Consider the following 24,280-nt stretch of genomic DNA (forward strand, 5'->3'; position numbering starts at 1 on the left):
TTGATGGTTCATAGTAAAATTGCTGCGAATCCAACTATTATGAACTATCATCTATTAACCGTGAACTAAATGAATCAACGACCAAGAAGAAATAGAAAAAGCGAAATTATCCGCCAGATGGTGCAGGAAACGCACATAAGCGCGGCTAATTTAATATTTCCGCTGTTTATTGTTGATGGCGTAAATCAAAAAACCGAGGTAGCTTCTATGCCGGGCTTGTACCGGTATTCGATAGATAACCTGCTGCGCGAGATAGAAAGCTGCCTTAAACTGGGGTTAAATTCATTTGACCTGTTCCCGAATGTAAGCGAAGAACTGAAGGACAAATACGCTACCGAAAGCCATCGCGAAGAAACTTTGTATCTGCGTGCAATACGCGAGGTTAAATCAAACTTTCCTGAGGCTTGCGTGGTTACAGATGTGGCTATGGACCCGTACAGTATTGATGGGCATGATGGTATTGTTGAGAATGGCCAGATACTGAATGATGAAACATTAGAGGTTTTGGGCAAAATGTCTTTGGCTCATGCACAAAGCGGCGCCGATATCATTGCCCCGAGCGATATGATGGATGGGCGCGTAGGTTTTATCCGCAAGGTTTTAGACGATAATGGCTTCAGCAACGTTTCCATAATGTCGTACACAGCTAAGTATGCAAGCGCGTTTTATGGCCCGTTCAGGGATGCATTGAACTCGGCACCGAAATTTGGCGACAAAAAAACTTACCAGATGAATCCCGCCAACCAGCAGGAGGCATTAATAGAAGCGCGATTAGATGAAGCCGAGGGCGCCGATTTTTTAATGGTAAAACCAGCTTTGGCTTATTTAGATGTTATAAAGTTATTAAAAGATAATACACAGCTGCCTGTTGCTGCCTATAACGTAAGCGGCGAATATGCTATGTTAAAAGCGGCCGTACGTAACGGCTGGCTCAACGAGCAGCGCGCAGTTACTGAAGTGCTAATGGGCATACGCAGGGCAGGCGCAAGCGCGATATTAACGTATCATGCTAAAGAAGTGTTAGAGAATAAGTGGTTGTGATAAGTTAAAAGTCGAAATTAAAAAGTCAAAAAAACAACCAGGCTTTTTTAATTTTTACTTTTTAATTTTTACTTAAGAAAGATGTTAGACAGTATTAAAAAAATGTTTTCGGGAGAGGAAGATGTCGCGGTAAGTACCACAGGTAAGCCGGATATCAGCAGGGAAAAATCGGCAGAACTTTATGCCAAAGCGCAGACGTTTTTTCCGGGTGGGGTAAACTCGCCGGTAAGGGCGTTTAAGTCGGTTTACGGTACACCTCTATTTATTAAAAAGGGCGATGGCTGTCGCGTTTGGGATGCCGACGACAACGAATTTATTGATTTTTGCTGCTCATGGGGACCGCTAATTTTGGGTCATAACCATCCAAAGGTAAAAGACAAAGTGATAGAGGTAATGCAAAACGGTATGTCGTTTGGCGCACCTACAGCTTTGGAGAATGAACTGGCAGAACTCATTGTTAAAAACAATAAATTTATTGAGAAACTGCGCTTTATAAGCTCTGGTACCGAGGCGGTTATGTCTGCTATCAGGCTGGCTCGCGGTTATACCAAACGCGATAAGATCCTGAAGTTTGAAGGCTGTTACCATGGTCACTCAGACTCATTACTGGTTAAGGCCGGCTCTGGCCTGGTAACCTTCGGCGAGACTTCATCCGCCGGTGTACCGAAAGCATTTGCCGACGAAACCATTGTTATCAGCTTAAACGACACAGAAGCGCTGCAAAAGGCGTTTGACGATTTTAAAGATCAGATAGCGGCCGTTATTATTGAGCCGATACCTGCCAACAACGGCTTATTGCTGCAAAGCAAAGAGTACTTACAATCACTGCGCGATATTTGTACTGCCAATGGCACTTTGTTAATATTTGACGAAGTTATCTCTGGCTTCCGCGTAGGTTTTGAAGGCGCTGCCGGATATTACCAGATCAAACCGGATATTATTACCTACGGCAAGATCATCGGTGGTGGCTTGCCTGTAGGCATGTATGGTGCATCTGCCGAAATTATGGGTCATGTTTCTCCAGATGGTGGCGTTTACCAGGCGGGTACGTTATCTGGCAACCCGGTTGCGATGGCTGCAGGTATTGCGCAACTGACAGAATTGCTTAAATCAAGCTTTTACAAAGATCTGAATAATAAAACGCAGGAGTTTGTTGATGCTATACAGCGTTTTGCTACTGCGCGGAGTTACAAATTCAGGGTATTCAGCATAGGTTCCATCTTTTGGTTCGCGTTTACGGATAAGGCAAGCATTAGCAAAGCCGAAGAAATTGATGCAGCCAGCATGGAAAAATTTAAAGTAATGCACCGCGAACTGATCAACCGAGGTATCTATTTAGGTCCATCGGGTTATGAGGTTGGTTTTATATCATCGGCCCATAATAAGATAGATCTTGAAAAAACAAAAAGAGCTATATTTGATAGCCTGGATCTGGTATTTAAGAAGTGAGTTGGCGGTTTGCAGTAAGCAGTTGGCTTTGGTCAGCGGCGAAGTACTGTAAACTGACTACTGCAAACTGCAAACTGAATGAAAAAGCCATTAGTAATATTTTACGCCATAATTATCTACGCCGTTGCTGAACTGGTATGGTGGGGGTATATGCTGGTAAAAATGCAGCCCGAGCGTAAGGGAATGATCCTGAGCGAAGGGATGATGTTTGGCCTTGTGCTGTTGGCAGGGGCGTTTTACATGCATAAATCGCTTGCGCGTGAGCGTAAATTACAGGAGCAGAAAAAGAACTTCCTGCTATCTGTAACGCACGAGCTAAAATCGCCTTTGGCATCTATCAAACTGTTGCTGCAAACCATACAGAAACGTGATCTGAGCAAAGCGCAAATTTTGGATTTTATAGATAAATCATTACTTGATATTGAGCGTTTAGATGACATGGTAGAGAATATGCTGCTGGCATCAAAAATTGAGAATAGCTCGTACACTTTCCCGAAGGCAAAATTCAGCTTATCAGTTTTGGTGGATAGCATTGTTAACCGCCTGCAAATAACCAAATGCGACGGAAATCAACAGATAATAAACGCCGAAATTGAACCTAAAATTGAAATAACCGGTGATAAGTTCGCGCTTACATCGGTAGTTACCAATTTAATTGAAAACGCCATTAAGTACTCAAAACCCTGCGAAGCGGTTGACGTTAAGCTTTTTGCAAAAGATGGGAAAATACATTTTAGAGTAGCAGACCATGGCATTGGCATAGCCGATAACGAAAAAACCCGCATTTTTGACAGGTTTTATCGTGTGGGCAGCGAGGATACGCGTAATACAAAAGGTACGGGCCTGGGGCTGTACATAGTAAAGCAGGTGTTAGATAAGCACGAAGCCAGTATAAAGGTTAAAGACAATCGCCCGGCAGGAAGTATTTTCGAGGTGGTGTTCGGGTAACAAGATATGACAATGGGATTGCAGGGATAAAGGGTATTTTTGGTAACTCTGCACGATTATTGATGAGGACGGGTGTCAGTGCCTTTACAGCACGACGGAAATTATTCCATTTCACAATTAGTGCATAAATAAACTCACAATGCCAAACAAAAAAAGAATTCTGTTAGCCGAAGATGAGGATCATCTTTTAGAGGCTATAAAGCTCAACCTTGAGTTAGAAGGCTACAAGGTATCAACTGCCAACAACGGCAAAAAAGCTTTACAAATATTTAAAGAGGAGCGTTTTAACCTGGTTATCCTGGATGTAATGATGCCGGAGATTGACGGTTTTGTGGTTGCTGAAACCATCAGACTGGAAAACTCAGAGGTGCCTATCATGTTCCTTACCGCCAAAAATACCAACGAGGATAAAATTGCAGGTCTGAAAAAAGGCGCAGATGATTATCTGACCAAGCCATTCAATTTAGAAGAACTTATTTTACGTGTTAATAACCTGGTTAAACGCAGTTTAAAGGGCGATGATCTTAAAGAGTTTAACAGCTATAAAATAGGCGATAAAACCATTCATTTTAACTCATTTGAACTGGTTAACGGCGATGATTCTATCACTCCGCTTACTAAAAAGGAAACCATGCTGCTTAAGTTGCTGATAGAGCGCCGTAATGAGGCCGTATCGCGTGAGCAGATATTGGAAACTGTGTGGAACTATGATGTTTATCCATCAACCCGTACCATTGATAATTTTATCTTAACCTTCCGTAAATATTTTGAACCCGATCCTAAAAACCCGGTTTACTTTCACTCAATACGTGGGGTAGGCTATAAATTTACCGATCAGCATTAATGTTCACAAACCGGGCACGCATACTTGTTACAGGGGCATTTTTAATTTTACTGGGCTTTGCCTTACAGTGGCGCGTTTACGAGTTAGTGGGCGTTATTGTAATGTTTGTAGGGTTACTGATATACGGTTACTTTAAAGAGGGTACTGTAATTATGGCAGCCAAAGCGTTTCATAAAAAGGATTATGACAGGGCTGAGTCGTTATTAAGCCAGATAGGTAAACCCCAATGGTTAAGCAAGCAACGGCGCGGGTTTTACGAGTTTATAATGGGTGGCATTAACCTGCAAAGGCAGGATTATGAAGAGGCCGAAAGACATTACGAACTAGCCGCCCAATATCCATTACGATCTGCAAATGACCACGTTGCCGCTTTGGTGCATGTGGCTAATATTAACATCCGGTTAGGTAATTTTGAAAAGGCCAAGGCCTACTTACAATTAACAGATCAGCACGAAGCAAAGACCACAGCAAAGATGAAGGAAGTAATCAAAAAGCTTCATCAGGAACTAAAGGGTAAATAGAATCAAGAGACAAGAATCAAGAGCCAGGGACTTAGAACCAAGAGCCAAGAAATAAGAACCAAGAGAAATTATAAAACATAAAAAGCAGAGAGTCGTAAGGGGTACAGAGAGCAGAATTAAAGTCTTAATTCTTGATTCTTAACTCTTGATTCTAACAAAAAAGATGAGGGATTCACTATTAATAAAAGCCGCATTTTCTGAGGCAACAGAACGCCCACCAGTATGGATGATGCGCCAGGCAGGACGCTTTATGCCGCAGTATTGGGAGATCAAAAACAAATACTCCTTTCTGGAAATGTGTAAAACGCCGGAGATTGCTGCAGACGTTACTATGCTGCCTGTTGATCTGCTGGATATTGACGGGGCAATTTTGTTTTCGGACATACTGGTAACAGGCGAAGCCATGGGCGGCGACCTGAGCTTTGAGGCTAATATTGGTCCGCGGTTTGCCAACCCGGTACGCACCAAGGCTGATATTGATAATCTGAATGTTGATTGTATTGATAAGCTGCAATACGTGGCCGACGCTATAAAGGTAATTCAGCAGCGACTGAATGGCCGTATACCGCTTATTGGTTTTGCGGGCGCGCCGTTTACCGTAATGAGTTACCTGGTTGAGGGCGGATCATCAAAAGATTTTAAACGCACCAAACTGATGCTGCACAATGAGCCTGAAATGGCGCATCAGTTATTATCAAAGATAGCTACAGTTACTGCTGATTACCTTAACCTACAGATAGCTGCCGGTGTTAATGCTGTGCAGATCTTTGATAGCTGGGCACAAGCTTTAGCATGGGACGATTACAAAGAGTTTTCTCACCGTTACATTGCCGAGATCATCAGCAAATTGAATCGTAAAGATATACCGGTAATATCTTTCTGTAAGGGCAGCTCCGTTTTCGCGCCGCTAATGGCCGAGGCTAAACCTGATGTTATTTCTATCGACTGGAACGTTGACTTGTTGGATATGAAGAGGCGTTTGCCGCAAGGTATAGCCGTTCAAGGCAATTTGGATCCACATATTTTGTATGCTGATAAAAAGGTTATAAAAGAACGTATTCACCGCTTGTTCGACCGTATGAATGGGGAGAACGGCTACATATTCAACCTGGGTCACGGCATTATGCCTGATATCCCGTTTGACAATGTAAAGTACGCGGTTGAGGTAATAAAAGAGTACAAATATTAATAGAAACTTATCATTGCGAGGTATGATGCAATCGCACGGAGAACGGCCGCCATGCAAAGTTCGCGATTGCTTCTTACCTCGCAATGACAAACTAAATAACCACATTAATTCCCCTTTAGGGGTTAGGGGGCATGAGCAACTATTTCGATTACATTCTTGCCATACACATCATATTTGTAGTCTGCTGGATGGCGGGACTGTTTTATATGGTGCGCCTTTTTATTTACCATACCGAAGCGCAAGCCAAACCCGAACCAGACCGCACTATCCTTTCCAAACAGTTTGAAATAATGGAGAGCAAGCTGTGGTGGGTTATTGCCACCCCTTCTATGTACCTTGTTTTGGCAGCAGGTGGCACAATGCTTTACATAAGGGATTTTTGGCTGCAACAGCCCTGGATGCATATTAAACTGGCATTTGTTGGGTGTTTGATAGCCTACCACTTTATCTGTCAGCATAAAATGAAACAAATGCGTAGCGGCGTTTACAAATGGACATCCACCCAATTACGCGTTTGGAACGAATTGGCTACCATCTTGCTTTTCGCAATAGTTTTTTTGGTGGTACTAAAAAGTTCGCTCAACTGGATATTCGGAGTAGTGGGCATAATTGCCTTCTCCATAATTATAATGTGCGCAGTTAAAATCTATAAGCATTTCCGCGAAAAGAAGTAGCGGCATAATATAGCGGCGCAAGCATCGTTTTAATTATTAAATAGTTATTTTTGCAACAATGAAAGGCTCTAAATTTTTACTGACATTCTTAGCATTAGGCTTGTTGATTTTTGTGTGCACACAAGCTAACGCACAATGCGCTATGTGTAGCGCTACTGTTGAATCCAGCAGTGCAAACGGAGGCGGTGCCGCTAATGGCCTTAATAATGGTATAATGTACCTTTTAGCAGCGCCTTATCTTGCTGTCGCGATAGTTGGCTATATCTGGTATAAAAAATACCGCAAAAAGAATGTAACTCTTGAAATGCGCGAAGAGAAGCTGCATTTAAACTAAACGCCTGTGGCTAACACATCAAAACTGTGGGCAATGGCGCATGCAAAATGCCCGCGTTGCCGCCGTGGCGATATGTTCAGCGGGAGCGTATACAACCTTGGCTCCAACAAGATTAATCTTAACTGCCCCCATTGCAACCTTTATTTTGAAATAGAGCCCGGCTATTTTTACGCGGCCATGTACGTTAGCTATGCCTTAAATGTGGGTCTTTCGTTCGCGCTGGCAATGGGTACCTATTTTATAACCAACAATACCACGTCGCCGTGGTTATATACGGGGGTAATAATTGGCGGATGCGTTGTAATGGCACCTATAATTTTCAGAGCCTCGCGCGTTTTATTATTGTACTGGTTATCGCCCAAGATACATTATCAACCCCATCTGGATACTGATGATACAAAAGCAAACATTTGAGTTTTTAACACAACTGGCAGACAATAATAACCGGGAGTGGTTTATGGATAATAAACAACGCCACGATACGGCCCGCGAAAATGTTATTGATTTTACAGGCAAGCTGATAAAAGAGGTACATAAAATTGATTCGGCTGTATCACCGGAGCTTGATCCTAAAAAATGTGTGATGCGCATTTACAGGGATGTCCGCTTCAGCAAAAACAAAACACCTTACAAAAACAACTTTGGCGTAAGCCTGCCTACTACCGGGCTTAAGCCTGGCGGTGCCGAATATTACTTCCAAATTCAGCCGGGAAAATCTTTTATTGCCGGTGGTTACTGGATGCCGGAAGCTACGCATTTAAAAGCCATAAGGCAGGAAATTGACTATAACGGAAAAGACCTGAAAGCAATAATTGATGATGCAGACTTTGTTAAATTATTCGGTATTTTTAGGGATCAGGATAAATTGAAAACACTGCCGCGCGATTACAGCGCCGACAATGAAAATATTGAACTGCTAAAGCTGAAAAGCTTTATAGCCTGGCACCAGCTAAAAGATAAGGACCTGATGAAAGCGGACCTTGTTGACAAAGTAGCTGCCATATGCAGCAAGATCTATCCGCTTAATGTTTTTTTACGCAACGCAATTGTTTAACATATAACCTTAAATAGTATGAAGATAAAGTATTTTATTTTGGCGGCAGTTTTAGCAACTACACTACATTCCTGCGTAGTGTTATCGCCTAAAAAATACAAGGGTTTGCTGGCCCAGCGCGACTCATTAACTACCCGCACCGGTACACTTGAAGATCAGGTTGGTAGTTTACAAAACGATACCGCAAAGTTACACAGGGACATTGCCGGCTTGAGGCGCGATATTGCCGCTTTACAAGGCAACTATAACACCCTTAATGATAAGTACGAAGCATTAAATACCAACTATAACTCGTCAACATCAAAGGTTAGTCAGCTCTCTGCTGATCTGCAAAAGCGCGAGCAACGTTTAAAAGAAGTAGAGGATATACTAAAGAAACGTGATGAAGCCACCAATGCCTTGAAAGAAAAGTTGCAAAAGGCGCTATTAGGTTTCCAACAAAATGGTTTATCGGTTGATATAAAAAATGGAAAGGTTTATGTGTCATTAACAGATAAATTGCTGTTTCCATCAGCCAGTATAGTTATTGATGACCGTGGTAAAGCGGCATTAAAACAATTAGCTACAGTAATGCAGAAAGAGCCGGATATTAACATGGCTGTTGAAGGGCATACGGACAATAAAAAGATTAATAACCTTGGGCAAATAAAAGACAACTGGGACCTGAGCGTGCTGCGCGCCACATCGGTAACGCGCTATTTGACCGAGGTTGAGAAGATAGATCCTAAAAGGTTAACGGCAACAGGTAAAGGCGAGTACCAGCCTGTTGATGTTGCTAATACCGCTGAGGCATTATCAAAGAACCGCCGGATAGAGATTGTGTTAAGCCCCAAACTGGATGAATTGTATAATTTGATAACGAAGTAAAAGATATTCAGACATTGCCCTTTGGCGCATGCTTTAAAACGAGAAAGGCCCGGATTAATCCTGGCCTTTCTCACTTTAAAGCATGCCTGCTAAACATCATACCGTTTGCATTAATGTATTAAACATTACAAACTGGTTTTCAAAATTTTGTAAATGAAGTGCCTGTAGTTGTGGCAGATGGCCGGCCATAAATTTATTATAGTCTTGTCGGGTATTTGCAAAATACTGAACGCAATAGGTTACACCCTCGTTAGGCGAATCAAGCACATTCAATACAGTATGGCGGGTAAAGTGGCCTGTAGCCATTACGCGTGGTATATACTCCTGCTGCATCCAGCTAAGCCATTGCCTATGTATGGCTTCATCCACAATCACGGTTTCGTTATAAACGATCATGCCGCAAAAATAGAAATAAATTACAGGTTCTCTGTGTTGTCGCCACGTAAAATACGGAACCGCTTGCGGGCATCATTGATCCACAAGCTACCCGGGTAATCAGTAATTATTTTCTGGTAAAGCGTTTTAGCCTGCTCTTTATCATTTAACTGATTATCATAAATATCGGCCAACATGTAAACCGCGTCATCGGCCCAAAGCTCGGTTGGACTATCTGTATAGATCTTTTTAAGTTGAACTATAGCATCAGTATATTTTTTTTGCTGAATGTATATCCGCGCCTTAGACATTAATATATCATCAGTAAGGATATTATTGGGATACAAAACATTAATGCTATCCAACACCACCATCGCTTTCTCGGGCTCCTGCGCAAATATCAGCATATCGGCTTTAGCATATACTTTTAGCGCACTGCCGGCGCTATCGGCAGCCAGGTTATCGGTAACTAATAAAGATAAGTTTAAAGCGTCATTCGCAATCAACTGCGAAGTTGCCGACTTTAATACCGTTAACTGTCCTTTGGCAAAAGCAAAATCGCCGGTGTAGTAAGAAAATTTGGCATTTCTAAACTTGGCGTCCTGCCCCATTGCAGAGTTAGGATTATCTTTTTCTACCTGGCTATAAAGCAGGGTTGCGTCCCATGGCATCTTGTTTAACAGGTATACATCTGCCAGATCTAATTTACACGCAGCGGCCAGCTCGTCGCGCACACCTGGTATCTTGCTCACTTCCTCTAAAAGTTTTTGCGCGTCGTCCAGTTTATGCAGTTTAAAGCCCTGTAGTTTGGCCAGCCTTTGCATGGCATATACGGTAGATGAGTTTCTACCCAGCTCGGTTAACAGGTCCAGGTAATCTTTTTCAAGGCCCACCAGGTCATCATAAACGTATTTGCCGCTGGTTATTTTAAGGTTTTTTGCATCAATCAGCTCAATTTTTGCCGATGTATACCAGGGCTGGGTTTTACCCTTGTTTATAACAAATTCATAACCACGTATGGCTGTATCATAAGCTTCGTTAATTACCAGGGTGCGGCACAGGTCGTACACATCGCCGCCATCGCTGTTAGTGCGGCGGCTAAGCGCCAGGGTTTGGTTAAGCGCCTGTTCATAATCCTTTTGCTGCATGTACATCCATGTCAGCATATTAATAAATATGGTTTGCTGCGGGTCCTTCTGTATCCTTTTTAACAGAGATGTACGTAACATATCGTAATCCTCATCACCCTCATACAGGGTTGATAGCGTATATTGTGCCTGCCCAAGATAGCCTGCGTTTGTAGGTAAAAAGTTTAAAAATTCCTCTGTTATATTCACCTTATCGCGTTTATAGCGGTATAGCGTTATCAGTTCGTTAGCAAAAAGTTCATCCTTGCCCAGTTTCTTTCGGCCGTACAAAAATGTTTTAATAGCATAGTCAACATTGCCGGCCTGGTAAAATTGCGATGCCACATTGCTTATTTCGTTAGGGCTGGCGGGTATGCTCTTTATCAGGTCATCATATAATAAATTGGCCTTTTCCTTCTCGTTCTTTTTGTTGTAAACACCGCCCAGTGCAATAATATATTTGTTATTTTTAGGGAATTGCTTAACCATTTTTTTGGCTGTAGTTTCGGCAATATCAAATTTTTGTAATTCAAAAAGGGTATTCAGGTAAAATGAAAAATACGCTTCGGCATCTTGTTTAAATAATTTGTCATACAGCTCCAGCGCCTTTTCAGGCTCGCCATTGGCGGTATACTGGCGGGCCAGTGCAAATTCATTGCCCTGCGCTAATAAGTTAGCCGAGGACAGCAAAACAACAAATACAAATCCTAAAATGCGTTTCATAGCGTTAAATTTAGATATTATATTATTGATGTAAGCTTTATTGATTAGTTACTAACGCTGTATAAGGGTAAAATTGTGGTGACAAATAAAAACACGGGTACATATTTCATTATTTTAAGCTGTTATAATCTGAAGTAACATACGATGATAAGGAGCCGGAGACTTTTACTTTTATTTTATTTACTGATCGCTTTTTCTGGTTGCAAGGATAAAAAGGCGGATGATATTGCTGTAAGCGATTTTTTTACTTCTTCTGAAAAAAGCAACTTTAAAATTTCGCCAAGCGGCAAGTATGTTGCTTATTTGAAACGGTATAAGGATAAACAAAATCTATACATAAAAAAGCTTGAAGAGGGGAACGAAGTAGCCGCTACATCATACACGGACTTTAACGTTCGGGGCGACTATTTTTGGACCTTTGATAACCAGATATTATTTAGTAAGCAAAACTTTGGTGATAAAAGCAGGCATCAAATATTTGCGCTTGATGTACAGAGCTTAAAAACACGGGTGTTGTTTGAGTCTGAACCAAAAGTAAGAACCTGGATAATTAATACTAACCGCCTTGCGCCTAATGTACTGTCCATCTCAATGAACAAGCGTACGTTGAACACTCCCGACTCGGCAATAAGCGATGTATACAAGCTGAATATAAAAACGGGCGAATTGAAACTATACCTTGTTAATCCCGGCAAAATAACAGAATGGTTTCTTGATGCTGATGGCAGTATACGCCTTGCTAAGGCCAACGAGGGTGCCGATGAAAGCATTTTTTACCGCACCGGCGAGGGCGCTCCGTTTAAGCTTATTATAAAAAACAACTTCCGTAATTCCGTGCGCCCCATAGGTTTTAGCGGCGTTAAGAACAATTTCTACGCTTTATCAAATGTCGGCAGGGATAAAACAGCCATTGTTGAAATCAATGCTGAAGATGGCAAAGAACAACGCGTTGTTTATGCCAGCGATAAGGCGGATATGCAGCGTGTGGAATACATGAGGAGCAAGCACAGGATTGAATCTGCCGCCTGGGAAGAGGATAAGCCTCAAAAGCATTTTTTTGATAAAGATATTGGAAAAATGTACAATGCCCTGAGCCGCCAATTGGTGGGAAGTGAAATTAGCTTGTCAAGCAGAGACACCGCCGAACAGAAATTTATTGTAACAGCATCAACAGACAGAAGCCGGGGTGCGGTTTATTTATATGACCGTAAGCAGAATAAGCTGAGCAAACTTAACGATAACTCAAAGCTTAACCCCGAGGATATGTGCGCGATGGAACCGATAACCTATCATGCAAGTGATGGTTTGATCATTAACGGTTACATTACTTATCCACAGGGCAATGATCGTGCGGACTTACCGGTGATCGTTATCCCGCATGACAATCCCTTTGATCAGCGCGATCAATGGGGATACAGGGCGGAAACGCAGTTTTTTGCCAGCAGGGGATATGCCGTGCTGCAGGTGAACTACCGAGGCTCGTCAGGCTATGGCAAACAATTTTATAACGCCGGCTTTAAAGAACAAGGCGGAAAAATTCAACAGGATATATTAGATGGGGTTAACTGGCTTATTCAGAATAAAATAGCCAACCCCGCCAAAATAGCTATAGTTGGACGCCGCTTTGGCGGCTTCTCGGCTTTATACGGCGTATCGTTCTACCCACATAAATATGCTTGTGCCGTAGCTATTGATGCGCCCATAAACGCTTTTACATATGTGAAGGAGTTGCCGTCGTTTTTTTTACCCATTATGCAAAGGAGATATGAGATGTTTGGCGATCCGGAAAAAGATGCCGAGCGCCTTAAAGCCATATCGCCCGTATTTAATACTGGTAAGGTAAAATCCCCTGTCATGATTTTTCAGGCAAGTATGGATTCACGCTTAAACACAAGCGAAATGGGCCATTACATCAGCAATTTGCGGCGCCGCAATGTGCAGGTTGACTATAACAGCAGCAACAAGGAAAACAGATCAGGATCAACAGACAGCAGCAGAACGCAGATGTATCAGAAAATTGAAAAATTTTTACATGATAATATGCTGGTTAAACCTTAACCTTGTGCAATGAGGGCACCCAATACCTCTTACCGGAAGAATTTTTCACTGATAGTAGCTTTTTTAATACTGGTATCGGTTACGCTATTTGTGGCGCTTTATGCGGCTTACAAAATAACGGCCCAAAACGTGGAGAATGATTTTGCATCAAAGAAAAACCGCGTTGCCGAAAAAACTTTTGTAAACCCTTACAATGATCTTTATAAAAACAGAATACCCATCATAACCTCGTACACGGGTTTGCTTGATTCTGCTTTGGCCGGTGAGTACGCCGACACTATTTTTAGCAATTTCTCCTTTATCCGTAAAATAGCTTTCTTTCAAATAACCGTGGGTAACCCCATCGGCTCAAACAAAAAGGTGAGGAACCTGGGTATGCGGGTTAATGCCGTCCATCAATATTATCCTCCCGGCCAAAAGGTGTTGCCGGTAAAAAATGAAGCTACCATAAACGAGAATGATTTTAGGCAAATGGCAGATAAGTTGAGTGATTATATCGCTGCTTATGATACCTCGCGCGGCGCCCGTAATGAAGATCAGGCCAAATTTTATTTGACCCGGCCGGGTAAGGTAAGCTTTTTAAATATTCCTAATAACGAGGATCTGAAAGTGTACTATGATCTGCAGCGAAGCGGTTATTCGCCTGCTTATTATAAGCAGAACATGCTTACGTTTTATCTTGATCCGCAATACCTCAAGATTGTTAATACAAACCCCGAGCTTTACCAGGAGATCTCTATAAAGCAGTTTGTTTATGACCCGCCAGACATTGACAGGAGCCAGGTATTAACGGATGAGGTTGCGCTCTCTGGCGCGTTATCAGATTATAAACTGTATTTCAAGTCGTCAAAAAGCTATTTGCGGGCCGAGGCTAACCGCAGATTTGCGCCGGCGGGTGGAATAATATTGCTTGTTTATTTCTTTTTTGTACTAATAGGCTGGCTTATTTACCGCAATGTTAATGTAAACCTTAAGCTGTTTAAGCTGCAGTACGATTTTATAAACAATTTTACCCACGAGTTTAAAACACCTGTAAGTGTAATAAAAATTGCGGGCTCAAACCTGCGCGGTGATAGTGAACTTACCGAGCGACAACGCAAACACTACGGCAAGATACTGGATGAAGAAGCAGACAAGCTGAACGAGCTGATGAACAAACTGCTCTCGTTTACCCAACTGGAAAACAAATCTATCAAGATCAAGAAAGATAAGATAAACGTAACCGATTTTGTAAAAAGCTATATTGATACCTTTACCATTAAATATCCCGACTTTAAGCTGAATTATAAAATAAAAAACGCGCAATATTTTGAAACTGATGTGGTTTTATTGGGCAGTATTTTTCAAAACCTGATGGAGAACGCTTACAAGTACTCGCATCCGCAAAAAAAGACGCTTTTTATAAATGTAAGCGCTGAAAAGCGTAATATTATATTTTCGTTTATTGACAATGGGATAGGTATCCCAAAAAGTGAATTAAACAATATCTTTAGAAAATTTTATAGATTAGAAAACCAATATAACAAGAACGGAAGCGTTGGCCTGGGTTTAGCCTTTTGCAAAGAGCTGGTAAATTTTATGAATGGTACCATTATAGTTCGCAGCAAGGTTAACGAGGGATCGGAATTTACCATAACGCTGCCTTACGAAAATTAGATCATGAACAAAGAGATAAAGATTGCGCTGGTTGAAGATGATGAAAACCTGCGTTTTTTAGTGGCCGAACGTCTGGAATCAGAAGGATATAAAGTTTTAGAAGCAAATAACGGCGACGATGCCGAAGAAATTATTCTTTCGCAGCAGCCGGATATTGTTTTGTTAGATTGGATGTTGCCCGGCAAACAGGGGTCAGAAGTATGCGCCAATGTACGCGCCAAAGGATTTGATAAGCTGATCATCATGACCACCGCCAAACAGCAGGATATTGACAAGATTGATGCTTATGGCTTCGGCGTATCTGATTACATCACCAAACCATTTAATATGGATGTTATGGTGGCACTGATAGATAACAAGATCAAGTTTCAGCTGAATAACGAAAAATCAGAAACTTACAGCTTTGCCAACATGGAGCACCATCCTAACACCCACCTGCTGATAAAGGATGGCAAAAAAATTGAGCTGACCATATTAGAGAACCGCATATTGCTTTACTTTTTAAAGAACAAAAACAAAGTAATAAACCGCGAGGAACTAATGATGGAAGTTTGGGGTTATAACGCTGATGTGAATACCCGCACACTTGATATGCACATTGTGCGCCTGCGTAAAAAGATAGAAACTAACCCTGATTATCCGCAATATCTGCAAACTGTAAGGGGTATTGGTTATAAATTTGCTTACCTAGCGTAAGAATTTTCAACGTATTTTATAATTAAGGGCGCTCAATGGAGCGCCTTTTTTATTTACGAATACGTTAAAACTGCGGAAAGAAGCTGAATTTTATGGCGTAGGTGCGAACATTAGGATTGTCGAGGTAGTTGAAGCGCCGGATAGCATCCACCCGGAAAACCTTAAAAATATTAGCTATACCCACACCGGCTTCTACATATGGTGTGTTGCCCAAAGCATAAACAGCAGCAGGGAAACGGTATAGATCTTTGTTTTGCGCAGGGTCGTTCTCGGCGCGCAGACCACCATATAAAATTTTGGCCGATAGAAATTCCCGCCACTTAAGGCGCTTTATCAGCGGGATCTTGTTTAAGAAGAAACCGTTAAAGGTATGGGTGAAGTTGAGGCCGGCATAATGATCGCTCACAAATTCAAGGTAATTCATAGTGTTATAAGCATCCCGTTTATAGGCCAGCGACTGGTTAGCCGGGCTGATGTTAAGTAGGGGAAAAGGCACTTTGCCTACCACGACGCCACCCAATAAAGTAACGTCTGTAAAACCGGCCTGCGAAAGATAGACACGTTTATAAATATTGAGGCCGATAGCTGTATAGCTGAATTGACCACCAAGACTGCGGTTGAGCTGTAGATCGTAAATAGGATAAGGGTTATGAATGCTGTGCCGGTTGCGGGCACCTTGTACAAGCTCTTCATGTGGGGCATAACGTAAATGCAGGCCAAGTTCGCTGGTGGTAAGGCTGGGGATGTTAGTGCCGTCAGGAAGTTGAAAAACCAATGCCTTTGCAGGCGTTTGCTCCCAGTTTTTGTAACCTATTCTATAAGAAAAATGGTTTTCAAAGTCTTTTACATACTCAAACTGGAAGATGCGACTGTAGAGCCAGTAATCCGTTCGCCCGATTTGAAGCGAAGACAACGTGGTGGACCTATTGGTTAACGAAAACGTATGCCCGGGCACATCCACGTCATATAGATAGCTCACTTTAAAGTAATCATTCGGAAAACGATAAGGCGCCGTCTTATTTAATGCCAGGTAGGCCGTTGCACCGGTTTTTACCTGGTGATCCCTGGTACCATATGATACAAAGCCGTCAAAATAAAAAGTGCTGTCCAGTTTGGGCGTCGTCCTGAATCCAATTTCCGGTTTCAAACCTTCCTGGGCGTTAAAAGACAGCGACTGCGCCAATGGTCCAATTTGCACAGGCCCCAAATCAGCGTAACCAGACGTTAGCGTGGTTAGCCCCCAAATCGTCCGTTTGTACGATGGCATTTGTTCCAGCTTATACAGTTTGGCATATACCTGCGCCTGGCCCTTGCTTAACGTATCAAAACCCTTGGCTGGTGTAAGTACCCTTACGGAATCATTCCGGTAATTGCGAAACACCACCGTGCGCTCGCCAAAAATACCCCAACCCTTTTTGGTCAACCCAAAATCTGCCTTTACCATGCTTTTTGTAAGCAGGTAACGGCCATCTAATTGCGGTGCAAAATCTAACAACACGTCAAAGCTTCGCACAAAGTTCACGTTTACCTGCCTGTTCAAACGAAGTTCGCAAGCTGTTACCGCGTAGCGGCCATCCAAACTAACCCTCAGTTTACCCTCAAACAACAGATCGCCTTTGGTGCGCGGTGTAAATGTGAGCTCTACCTGGTTATCAACGGTATCAGTAATAAAAAACTTATAATAATTGGGTGCATTATCTGCTATTGGGCTCAAAAACTGATAGGCCAGGATAAATACATTGTTCTCATAAATATCAATCTGATGGCCATAAAATTGGTTCACGTACAGCTTAATACCGGCCGTATCAATAAACTGCAAAATATTCACTCCCTTGTAAAGCTTCTGGGTCTCTTGTTTTTTATAAACGTCAGACAATTTCTCTTCCAGCAGCACCGGTAAAAAAGTTTGCCCGTTTACCGTATCCAACATAAACTGGTACTGACTGAAAAACTTACTCTCTACCAGTTTTTGCGGTAGGTTAAACAACGATAAGCCCATACGTTCGTACTGCTCATATTGTAAATATTCTCCCCCGCGGTTCTCTTTTTTATGATCTATCACCTTTTGGATCAGTTCAACCGCGGGGTTGCCCTTGTTTCTGTATGGCCCGCGCCTGCCCGAACTAATTGTCACCCCCGCCAGCTCAGATACATCCTGTTCCAGCAATACCTGTAACCTATTTACCTGCCCGGGCACTATGGTCTTCACAGCGGGCAAATACCCTACGTGCGAAAACTCCACCTGGGCGAAGTTTCCAGCGCCGGATAACCGGAACCGTCCGAGCGAATCAGCCCGCGTGCCCAAATTACTTCCCGGAAAACTCACCGACACCGAAGCCAGGGGCCTTCCGTTTGCTGCATCAACTACCTGGCCCGTCACTACCGTCTGCCCTGCAGCCCGTAATCCAACCAACAAAAAACCAATAAAAAACCAAAAATGCCAACGCATGTTTACTTAACCTATGTTTTGCTTATATGTTTTCTAAAACGCGCAGGCAATATCGCAAATTGATCATGCAGATTCTTTATTTCCCGTCCAGTTTGCAAGCTTTAAAGGGCGGGAGGTCTTTTGCTGAGGACCTTGCTGGAAAAAATCCAGTAGATTTGAGACAACTTGTAAAAAATAGCAATGACTATAATTTATAAAGAGACGAAGCCATGGCAGAAAACAAATTATTAAGAATGGACAATATGGGCATTGTTGTAGCATCTCTGGACAACGCCATTGCATTTTTTACCGAGATAGGCCTTAAGTTAGAATGGCGGGGCAACATAGCAGGGGAGTGGGCCGGCCGCGTTACAGGGCTCGGCAACCAGAACGTTGAGGTGGCTATGATGATTACGCCTGATGGCCATAGCAAGCTGGAGCTTTCCCGCTTTATTGCGCCTGCCATTGTCGAAGATCACCGCGCCGCTCCGGTTAACGGGCTGGGTTACCTGCGTGCTATGTTTACCGTTCAAGACGTTGACGAATTAGTAGCCAGATTGGTTAAACAAGGCGCGCAATTGGTGGGCGAAATAGTTAACTACGAAAACGTATATAAGCTTTGCTACCTGCGCAGTGCAGATGGGCTTTTGGTGGGTTTGGCCGAAGAGTTAAAATGATGAATTACCGGGTTTTTTAAGGGGATAAATATTATCTACCTTAGCGTTATATTGTTAAAAATATGACGATGAAAAAACTCCTTACCCCAATATTGATTTGTTTTTTGGTAGCTATAAGCATAACCGCAAACGCCCAGGCTGTTATTGTAAGCGGTGAGGTTACAATGCCTTTAAATATAGATAAAGCGGAGTTACAGAAATTTAAGCAGGTATCTGTCATCTATAAAGATAAAGCGGGTAAAGACCATACCTATTCGGGTGTTTTACTTGGAGATATTTTACAGAAAGCCGGCGTTACATCAGGCGCAGCGCTTAGGGGATTGAACCTTACCAAATATGTTATGGCAGAAGCCGCTGATGGTTATAAAGTTATTTTCGCGTTGGTTGAGCTGGATAAAGAATTTACAGACAAACAGATAATTCTGGCTGATAAAGTAGATGGAAACCCATTACCCCCAACCGACGGCCCCTTTAGGATTATAGCGTCTGATGATAAAAAGGCAGCAAGAAGCATAAGACAGGTAACAGGGTTAAAGGTGGCTTTTGCTAAATAGAGTTTACTCTTTAGCCTCTTTGTCAATTTCCGCTATCATCTCGTTAACCTGATTTCCGTTTCGTTACCGCTCGGACAAATAAAAATTGAAAATGACCAACAAATATTAAGCAATTATTTTCCAGTCTGCCACGGGTGAAGGGTAGCGGTCATACTGTGAAAAAATCCAATTGCCTCTTGTTTTTTACGAACTTTTCGTAGATTGGTCCCGATCAAACCAATTATCAATGAACATAAAGTATGTTTTAGCGTCGGCGGCGCTAATATTTATGAATAATATAGTATGCGCGCAAAAATTACCCAACAAACAGGAAGTCAGCATTTTTGCACCTGCCGGAATTAAAACCGACGGCAAGGCAACTGAATGGAACGACACTTTTCAAGCGTATAATCGTGCCACCGAAATATTGTATACACTGGCTAACGATGCAGATAACCTGTACCTGGCTTGCCAGGCAACAGAAGTTGAGGTTATACAGAAGATGCTGGATGGGGGTATAACTTTAACCGTTAGCGCCGCGGATAAAAATTCAGCCTTACCGCCGGTAAAAGTAACTTATCCTATAATACCGTGGACATCAGTACAAATTGATTATGCTATGAAGACGGCGGGTCCGCTGGAAGATGATGTAGTAGTGATGATCAACAAAAGAATAAACGGGCAACTTAAGGTGATAAAGGTTAACGGTATAAAGGAATTTACTGATGGGACCGTACCTGTTTACAACGACGCGGGTATAATTATGGCCCAAAACGTAACTAAAGACAAAGTTTATACATTAGAACTCGCTTTCCCGTTAAAATATATCCGTCAGCTCATTAATGATAAAGGCGCCTTTAACTATGGTATAACCGTAAACGGCGACGATCCTAAAACAACAGTAGTAGTGGGCGGTACTAACCGATTTGGTGCAGCTACAGAGCAGGTGGTTGCCCGGGGAATGGAGTACGCTATGACGCCGACCTATTTTAACGCTACCTACACGTTGGCCGTTAAGCCGTAATTTAAGAGTAGCAATAGATAAAACATTATCGTTAGATAAATGAAGAAGCAAATATTGATGGGGTGTTTTTTTATCGCGTTTTTACTTATATCAATAGCTGTTAAAGCGCAGGTTGTTAAAGGTAAAGTGGTTGATGCTGAAACGGGCAATCCTATCCCTAAAGCAAGTGTTTATTTAAAAGGATCATCAAAAGGTACCACCTCAAACATACAGGGCGAGTTTGCATTATATACTAATGAAACCAAATTGCCATTGGTTGTAAGCAGCCTGGGTTATCAGCCGGACACAATAAGTAATTACGACGGCAAAACCTTCACTGTAAAATTAAGCCGGCATGCCCGGGTTTTACGTGAAGCGGTTGTTGGAACCATAATAACGATCCGCGAAAAGCAAATGAAAATATTTTTAACCCAGTTCATCGGTTCGCGCAACAAAGATTGTATAATAAGTAACCCGGACGACATCAACTTCACTTATCATCAAAAAACAAAAACATTAGAGGCCACTGTAAATCAGCCGTTAATAATTCTCAATAAAAAACTGGGTTACAAGATCACTTATTATTTGTCGGCTTTTTCTTATGCGCCCCAGCCAACATTGTATCCCTGGGAAACATCTTACCATATGCAAACATCGTATAAGGGCAATTATGTTTTTGAGGAGGATACGTTGTTCCTAAAATCTGTTGAGATAAAAAAAATACGCAAAGCACGTGATAAGGCCTATTATGGATCGAGGATGCATTTTATACGTTTAGTACTGGCGGGGGCAAGTTGGGAGAAGGATTGGGCGAATGATGAGAAAAAAACCAATTTTTACTGTGGCTTTAATAATATTCTCAATTACAACGAGTATAAATTTAATTTTGTTCTCACCAATATCAGAGCGAATAAAGAACAATTATTAAACAACATCATCGTCCATAACGACGGAATGTATTATTCGGGCAGACCTTTTGCGATGCTTGCCTATAACGGCCGCGTTTTTAATTCCTGGATAACCTTTCAAAGCGGAGAAATGACCTTAAAAGGCCGGCTGATGCTACTGCATTAACCCCCAATAGTTATAACGAAAGTAACCTGATATGGAGTGGCAAAATGGCCGAGCAACGGGTAAATGAGTTATTGCCAATTGACTTTGAGCCCTGGGAACCATTAACCGATTAATAATTGATAATGATAAAGGCCTTATTTACAGCTATTGCTTTTTTGCTTGTAACAGCTTATGCGCACGCGCAAGTTGTTAAAGGCACTGTGGTTGATGCCGGCACGGGTAATCCTATTCGTAGTGCCAGCATATATTTAGATGGCTTGTCAAAGGGTACCACCTCAAACACGCAGGGCGAATTTATATTCTATACCAATGAAACCAAAAAAGCATTGATTGTAAGCAGCCTGGGTTATCAGGCAGATACGATATATAATTACAGCGGGAAAACCTTAACTGTAAAGTTAAGTCCACGTACCCGGATTTTACGGGAAGTGCGTATTGGAGGCAAAAACAGGGAAAAGTATATGGAAATATTTTTAACCCAATTCATTGGTTCAGTAAGCGAAGATTGCATAATAATTAACCCGGAAGTTATCGGCTTTACTTATCATAAACGAACATTAACAGCTAATGCAAACCAGCCATTGATCATTCACAATAAAAAACTGGGCTACAACATCACTTGTTTTCTGTCAGCTTTTTCGTATTCACGAAGATCATCTCCCAATGAAACAGCATATAAAGGCAATTATGTTTTTGAGGAAGACACATTGAGCTTGTCGCCCGACGAGATAAAAGCCATACGCAACGCGCGCGATGAGGCCTATTATGGATCGAGAATGCATTTTATACGTTCAGTATGCGCAAGAGATCTGGAAAAGACCAATTTTTTTTACGACTATGCTAACACTAATTTTGCCTTTAACAATATAAGGGCGAATAAGGAACAATTATTAAACGATACATGCACCACCACCCTCGTGAACGGCATACATCATTTTATGGAATTTCCTTGCATGGTTATTAGGTATAAGGGCGGTAATGAGTCGCACTTAAGTTTTCAAAACGGGACTAAAGATGACCTGATAACTCCCAGTAGTTATAACCAAAGTAACCTGATATGGAGCGGTAGAATGGGTGCGCAACGGGTAAGTGAGTTACTGCCTATTGATTTTGAGCCTTCGGAGCCGCTTTCCAATAAATAATTAATAATAATAACGGCCATCGCGCCGGAACATCAACAAGGGCCAGGAAAAAAATGATTAATGACTCCCGTCCCGTCAGGGTCTCCTGAAAGGGACCCTGAGGTAGCATAATGGTCAACGTTAGAGTAAGTCCGCTTTTTATATTTTAGTATGGCTATACATTTAACTAGCCAATGCGAGTAAACTATGCTGGCCCTTAAGCATCACGGCCCGCAGGGTCCCTCTATGAGAGACCCTGCGGGGACGGAAATTATTTCAAAATGTTCAGAAATTTCTCAGACTACTATAAGGATAAATAGGATTATTAATCTAATTTAATACTTGTGCCCTCACGAGCGTCCTCTCACACTGCGGCTGGATACTTGCCCCCAAACGTGTTAATTTTTATAGTAGAGTTTATTGCCATTTTGCAGGGCAGAATTGCAGATTTGCTTTATAGCTATGTATGCATCGTAGTCTAGTGGATTTATGTCTTTTTCAATTGCTTCCAGCTGATTATAAAGTTCCAGAAGCCTGTTACACTCAGATTCTTCATCACCCCAGTCTACATCTGTATGAAAATTATATACGACACTTTCTTCATGTGTCTCTGTAATAAATGGCAACCAGTCTAGCACCGATGTGAAATGCCCATGCCAAAGGTGAACTTCGAATACTAAAGTTCCGGAGGGAGTCCGTTCTCGTAGGAAATCATCCAGTTCTCCTTCATATCCAGTGTATAAATCTATTGTAGTCATATTAATTATTCTTAAAAATATCCACTTTTCATACATTATAGGTATTCTATATACAGCTTATTTGAGTTCTGCAATGTCGAGTGGCAAATCAGTTTAAGTGCATTATATGCCTCTTGAAAATCAGATTCGATATTTGAACTGATCGAAATAAGCTGGTCATTGAATTCCTGTACTCGTTTACATTCCCATTCTTGGTAATTGTAAAAACCTGTCCCTTTCTGCCAATTATAAGTAACGCTATCTTGATGCATCGTTTCGCTAAGGGGAATTAAACTCATGATATCAACAAAGTATCCATACCACAAATGAACCTCAGTTACATTGTCACCCGATAAGGTTTTTTCTCTAAAAATAATCTCCGAATCAATTTCGAATCCTGTATATAAATCTATTATTGTCATAAACTATTTTATTGTGAATTATATATTTAGCTGTGCATTATCGCTCGGAAAACCCAGGTAGTGAACGCTGGTACTTGTTCCAGAATATGGCCATGTACCGTTAACTAATTGCTTTATATACTCCAATGTTGTGATTAGGCTTTGGGTTTTTATAGGAATGACCCAAACTCTTCTTAATCTAGGACTAGTTTTTATGCTTTCAAAATTATTTAACCAGGTTGTACTTAACTCGTTTCCCTCCAAAACGATTCGACTTTGAGCGTCTGTCAAAAGATTAAGAAATTGAGTTTTGTCTTTGGGAGAAATCACATTGTCATCCAACAGTAGCTCTACAAACCCTGAGTAAGCGCTGCTTCGATTTGTATCAAAATCTATATAAAGGTCTTGAATGTTCGCCGTTAAGTTGGGAAGCCCAGTATTTTCAAATGTTCTACATACAAATTCACTGAGTACTTCTATAAATGCTTCATGTATCCAGAAGCCGTTACCATCATAGTCAATTTTAATCGAATTAGCCATTTTTATTATTTAAATACTGTCTATGCCTCGGTGGTGTTCTGCGCGTACGCCGTTGTTTCGGTCCCCTCAGGGTCTCCTGAAGGGGACCCTGAGGTTGCACAATGCCACCTTAGAGATATAATACTATTCTTTGCAGTATCCCATCGGCAGCGTCGTACTACAATCCGTTTTTGGCAAGCCCGCGTGGTCGAAAAATAGCTCCCAAAAAGC

25 protein-coding genes are annotated in these 24,280 nt (G+C 41.8%); 19 read left to right on the forward strand and 6 right to left on the reverse strand.

Going from position 1 to position 24,280, the window contains the following annotated elements; all coding sequences use genetic code 11:
• Window positions 1-69 precede the first annotated feature (69 nt).
• From hemB to ACVW2L_RS21915, 11 genes are all read left to right on the forward strand, one after another.
• Window positions 70-1,041, forward strand: coding sequence for a porphobilinogen synthase (gene hemB, locus ACVW2L_RS21865; RefSeq protein ID WP_457130068.1), 972 nt, complete (start codon window positions 70-72; stop codon window positions 1,039-1,041).
• Between the two features lie 81 nt (window positions 1,042-1,122).
• Window positions 1,123-2,490 (forward strand): glutamate-1-semialdehyde 2,1-aminomutase, encoded by a 1,368-nt coding sequence (gene hemL / locus ACVW2L_RS21870; protein WP_457130069.1) that lies wholly within the window; start codon window positions 1,123-1,125, stop codon window positions 2,488-2,490.
• A 78-nt stretch (window positions 2,491-2,568) separates the two neighbouring features.
• Window positions 2,569-3,438 (forward strand): sensor histidine kinase, encoded by an 870-nt coding sequence (locus tag ACVW2L_RS21875; protein ID WP_457130070.1) that lies wholly within the window; start codon window positions 2,569-2,571, stop codon window positions 3,436-3,438.
• Between the two features lie 139 nt (window positions 3,439-3,577).
• On the forward strand, window positions 3,578-4,282 hold the full coding sequence (locus ACVW2L_RS21880; RefSeq protein ID WP_457130071.1) for a response regulator transcription factor: 705 nt from the start codon (window positions 3,578-3,580) through the stop codon (window positions 4,280-4,282).
• Entirely contained in the window at window positions 4,282-4,803 is a 522-nt protein-coding gene (locus ACVW2L_RS21885; protein WP_457130072.1) for a tetratricopeptide repeat protein, read from the forward strand. The genes ACVW2L_RS21880 and ACVW2L_RS21885 overlap by 1 nt, the downstream gene beginning before the upstream one ends.
• 163 nt (window positions 4,804-4,966) lie before the next feature.
• Window positions 4,967-5,992: a uroporphyrinogen decarboxylase gene (gene hemE, locus ACVW2L_RS21890; protein WP_457130073.1), complete on the forward strand. Its 1,026-nt coding sequence runs from the start codon at window positions 4,967-4,969 to the stop codon at window positions 5,990-5,992.
• Between the two features lie 131 nt (window positions 5,993-6,123).
• Window positions 6,124-6,666: a CopD family protein gene (locus tag ACVW2L_RS21895; RefSeq protein WP_457130074.1), complete on the forward strand. Its 543-nt coding sequence runs from the start codon at window positions 6,124-6,126 to the stop codon at window positions 6,664-6,666.
• A 58-nt stretch (window positions 6,667-6,724) separates the two neighbouring features.
• Entirely contained in the window at window positions 6,725-7,000 is a 276-nt protein-coding gene (locus ACVW2L_RS21900; protein WP_457130075.1) for a hypothetical protein, read from the forward strand.
• A 6-nt stretch (window positions 7,001-7,006) separates the two neighbouring features.
• Window positions 7,007-7,414 (forward strand): DUF983 domain-containing protein, encoded by a 408-nt coding sequence (locus ACVW2L_RS21905; protein ID WP_457130076.1) that lies wholly within the window; start codon window positions 7,007-7,009, stop codon window positions 7,412-7,414.
• Window positions 7,392-8,054: a DUF2461 domain-containing protein gene (locus tag ACVW2L_RS21910; protein WP_457130077.1), complete on the forward strand. Its 663-nt coding sequence runs from the start codon at window positions 7,392-7,394 to the stop codon at window positions 8,052-8,054. Before ACVW2L_RS21905 ends, ACVW2L_RS21910 begins: the two co-directional genes overlap by 23 nt.
• Window positions 8,055-8,072: 18 nt before the next feature.
• Window positions 8,073-8,921, forward strand: coding sequence for an OmpA family protein (locus ACVW2L_RS21915; protein WP_457130078.1), 849 nt, complete (start codon window positions 8,073-8,075; stop codon window positions 8,919-8,921).
• A 96-nt stretch (window positions 8,922-9,017) separates the two neighbouring features.
• On the opposite strand, the gene ACVW2L_RS21920 is transcribed toward ACVW2L_RS21915, so the two are convergent.
• Window positions 9,018-9,317, reverse strand: a complete 300-nt coding sequence (locus tag ACVW2L_RS21920) for a DUF4286 family protein (protein WP_457130079.1) — start codon at window positions 9,315-9,317, stop codon at window positions 9,018-9,020.
• Between the two features lie 20 nt (window positions 9,318-9,337).
• Window positions 9,338-11,146, reverse strand: coding sequence for a tetratricopeptide repeat protein (locus tag ACVW2L_RS21925; RefSeq protein ID WP_457130080.1), 1,809 nt, complete (start codon window positions 11,144-11,146; stop codon window positions 9,338-9,340).
• Between the two features lie 144 nt (window positions 11,147-11,290).
• On the opposite strand from ACVW2L_RS21925, the gene ACVW2L_RS21930 reads away from it, so the two are divergent.
• Genes ACVW2L_RS21930 through ACVW2L_RS21940 form a run of 3 tightly spaced genes read left to right on the forward strand, consistent with a single transcriptional unit; the run spans window position 11,291 to window position 15,556 of the window.
• Complete coding sequence (locus ACVW2L_RS21930; RefSeq protein WP_457130081.1) at window positions 11,291-13,204, forward strand: prolyl oligopeptidase family serine peptidase; 1,914 nt, start codon at window positions 11,291-11,293, stop codon at window positions 13,202-13,204.
• A 9-nt stretch (window positions 13,205-13,213) separates the two neighbouring features.
• Window positions 13,214-14,860 carry a sensor histidine kinase gene (locus ACVW2L_RS21935; RefSeq protein WP_457130082.1) on the forward strand — a complete coding sequence of 549 codons (1,647 nt, stop codon included), beginning with the start codon at window positions 13,214-13,216 and terminating at the stop codon, window positions 14,858-14,860.
• A 3-nt stretch (window positions 14,861-14,863) separates the two neighbouring features.
• On the forward strand, window positions 14,864-15,556 hold the full coding sequence (locus ACVW2L_RS21940; RefSeq protein ID WP_457130083.1) for a response regulator transcription factor: 693 nt from the start codon (window positions 14,864-14,866) through the stop codon (window positions 15,554-15,556).
• 64 nt (window positions 15,557-15,620) lie between these two features.
• Here ACVW2L_RS21940 and ACVW2L_RS21945 read toward each other — a convergent pair whose 3' ends face one another.
• Window positions 15,621-18,005 carry a DUF5686 family protein gene (locus tag ACVW2L_RS21945; RefSeq protein WP_457130084.1) on the reverse strand — a complete coding sequence of 795 codons (2,385 nt, stop codon included), beginning with the start codon at window positions 18,003-18,005 and terminating at the stop codon, window positions 15,621-15,623.
• A gap of 209 nt (window positions 18,006-18,214) precedes the next feature.
• Here ACVW2L_RS21945 and ACVW2L_RS21950 point away from each other — a divergent pair, with 209 nt between their 5' ends.
• The 5 genes from ACVW2L_RS21950 (at window position 18,215) to ACVW2L_RS21970 (ending at window position 22,413) form a co-directional block, all read left to right on the forward strand.
• Window positions 18,215-18,661, forward strand: a complete 447-nt coding sequence (locus tag ACVW2L_RS21950; RefSeq protein WP_457130085.1) for a VOC family protein — start codon at window positions 18,215-18,217, stop codon at window positions 18,659-18,661.
• A gap of 68 nt (window positions 18,662-18,729) precedes the next feature.
• Entirely contained in the window at window positions 18,730-19,215 is a 486-nt protein-coding gene (locus tag ACVW2L_RS21955) for a molybdopterin-dependent oxidoreductase (protein WP_457130086.1), read from the forward strand.
• A gap of 226 nt (window positions 19,216-19,441) precedes the next feature.
• A complete protein-coding gene (locus ACVW2L_RS21960) occupies window positions 19,442-20,218 on the forward strand; it encodes a hypothetical protein (RefSeq protein WP_457130087.1) in 777 nt (258 codons plus the stop codon).
• Window positions 20,219-20,257: 39 nt separating this feature from the next.
• On the forward strand, window positions 20,258-21,271 hold the full coding sequence (locus ACVW2L_RS21965) for a carboxypeptidase-like regulatory domain-containing protein (protein WP_457130088.1): 1,014 nt from the start codon (window positions 20,258-20,260) through the stop codon (window positions 21,269-21,271).
• A 122-nt stretch (window positions 21,272-21,393) separates the two neighbouring features.
• Complete coding sequence (locus ACVW2L_RS21970; protein WP_457130089.1) at window positions 21,394-22,413, forward strand: carboxypeptidase-like regulatory domain-containing protein; 1,020 nt, start codon at window positions 21,394-21,396, stop codon at window positions 22,411-22,413.
• Window positions 22,414-22,790: 377 nt separating this feature from the next.
• On the opposite strand, the gene ACVW2L_RS21975 is transcribed toward ACVW2L_RS21970, so the two are convergent.
• Genes ACVW2L_RS21975 through ACVW2L_RS21985 form a run of 3 tightly spaced genes read right to left on the reverse strand, consistent with a single transcriptional unit; the run spans window position 22,791 to window position 24,070 of the window.
• Entirely contained in the window at window positions 22,791-23,150 is a 360-nt protein-coding gene (locus ACVW2L_RS21975; RefSeq protein WP_457130090.1) for a hypothetical protein, read from the reverse strand.
• Window positions 23,151-23,185: 35 nt separating this feature from the next.
• Entirely contained in the window at window positions 23,186-23,551 is a 366-nt protein-coding gene (locus ACVW2L_RS21980) for a hypothetical protein (protein WP_457130091.1), read from the reverse strand.
• An 18-nt stretch (window positions 23,552-23,569) separates the two neighbouring features.
• Window positions 23,570-24,070, reverse strand: coding sequence for a hypothetical protein (locus ACVW2L_RS21985; RefSeq protein WP_457130092.1), 501 nt, complete (start codon window positions 24,068-24,070; stop codon window positions 23,570-23,572).
• Between the last annotated feature and the right edge of the window lie 210 nt (window positions 24,071-24,280).

This window comes from Mucilaginibacter sp. HD30, assembly GCF_054061755.1.

Coding starts and splice junctions, on each gene's coding strand:
- ACVW2L_RS21885 (WP_457130072.1), top strand. CDS start 4,282: ATGTTCACAAACCGGGCACGCATACTTGTTACAGGGGCATTTTTAATT.
- ACVW2L_RS21940 (WP_457130083.1), top strand. CDS start 14,864: ATGAACAAAGAGATAAAGATTGCGCTGGTTGAAGATGATGAAAACCTG.
- hemL (WP_457130069.1), top strand. CDS start 1,123: ATGTTAGACAGTATTAAAAAAATGTTTTCGGGAGAGGAAGATGTCGCG.
- ACVW2L_RS21930 (WP_457130081.1), top strand. CDS start 11,291: ATGATAAGGAGCCGGAGACTTTTACTTTTATTTTATTTACTGATCGCT.
- ACVW2L_RS21980 (WP_457130091.1), bottom strand. CDS start 23,551: ATGACAATAATAGATTTATATACAGGATTCGAAATTGATTCGGAGATT.
- ACVW2L_RS21920 (WP_457130079.1), bottom strand. CDS start 9,317: ATGATCGTTTATAACGAAACCGTGATTGTGGATGAAGCCATACATAGG.
- ACVW2L_RS21910 (WP_457130077.1), top strand. CDS start 7,392: ATGATACAAAAGCAAACATTTGAGTTTTTAACACAACTGGCAGACAAT.
- ACVW2L_RS21925 (WP_457130080.1), bottom strand. CDS start 11,146: ATGAAACGCATTTTAGGATTTGTATTTGTTGTTTTGCTGTCCTCGGCT.
- ACVW2L_RS21975 (WP_457130090.1), bottom strand. CDS start 23,150: ATGACTACAATAGATTTATACACTGGATATGAAGGAGAACTGGATGAT.
- ACVW2L_RS21970 (WP_457130089.1), top strand. CDS start 21,394: ATGATAAAGGCCTTATTTACAGCTATTGCTTTTTTGCTTGTAACAGCT.
- ACVW2L_RS21950 (WP_457130085.1), top strand. CDS start 18,215: ATGGCAGAAAACAAATTATTAAGAATGGACAATATGGGCATTGTTGTA.
- ACVW2L_RS21955 (WP_457130086.1), top strand. CDS start 18,730: ATGAAAAAACTCCTTACCCCAATATTGATTTGTTTTTTGGTAGCTATA.
- ACVW2L_RS21895 (WP_457130074.1), top strand. CDS start 6,124: ATGAGCAACTATTTCGATTACATTCTTGCCATACACATCATATTTGTA.
- ACVW2L_RS21880 (WP_457130071.1), top strand. CDS start 3,578: ATGCCAAACAAAAAAAGAATTCTGTTAGCCGAAGATGAGGATCATCTT.
- ACVW2L_RS21985 (WP_457130092.1), bottom strand. CDS start 24,070: ATGGCTAATTCGATTAAAATTGACTATGATGGTAACGGCTTCTGGATA.
- ACVW2L_RS21875 (WP_457130070.1), top strand. CDS start 2,569: ATGAAAAAGCCATTAGTAATATTTTACGCCATAATTATCTACGCCGTT.
- ACVW2L_RS21945 (WP_457130084.1), bottom strand. CDS start 18,005: ATGCGTTGGCATTTTTGGTTTTTTATTGGTTTTTTGTTGGTTGGATTA.
- ACVW2L_RS21915 (WP_457130078.1), top strand. CDS start 8,073: ATGAAGATAAAGTATTTTATTTTGGCGGCAGTTTTAGCAACTACACTA.
- ACVW2L_RS21965 (WP_457130088.1), top strand. CDS start 20,258: ATGAAGAAGCAAATATTGATGGGGTGTTTTTTTATCGCGTTTTTACTT.
- ACVW2L_RS21900 (WP_457130075.1), top strand. CDS start 6,725: ATGAAAGGCTCTAAATTTTTACTGACATTCTTAGCATTAGGCTTGTTG.
- hemB (WP_457130068.1), top strand. CDS start 70: ATGAATCAACGACCAAGAAGAAATAGAAAAAGCGAAATTATCCGCCAG.
- ACVW2L_RS21960 (WP_457130087.1), top strand. CDS start 19,442: ATGAACATAAAGTATGTTTTAGCGTCGGCGGCGCTAATATTTATGAAT.
- ACVW2L_RS21935 (WP_457130082.1), top strand. CDS start 13,214: ATGAGGGCACCCAATACCTCTTACCGGAAGAATTTTTCACTGATAGTA.
- hemE (WP_457130073.1), top strand. CDS start 4,967: ATGAGGGATTCACTATTAATAAAAGCCGCATTTTCTGAGGCAACAGAA.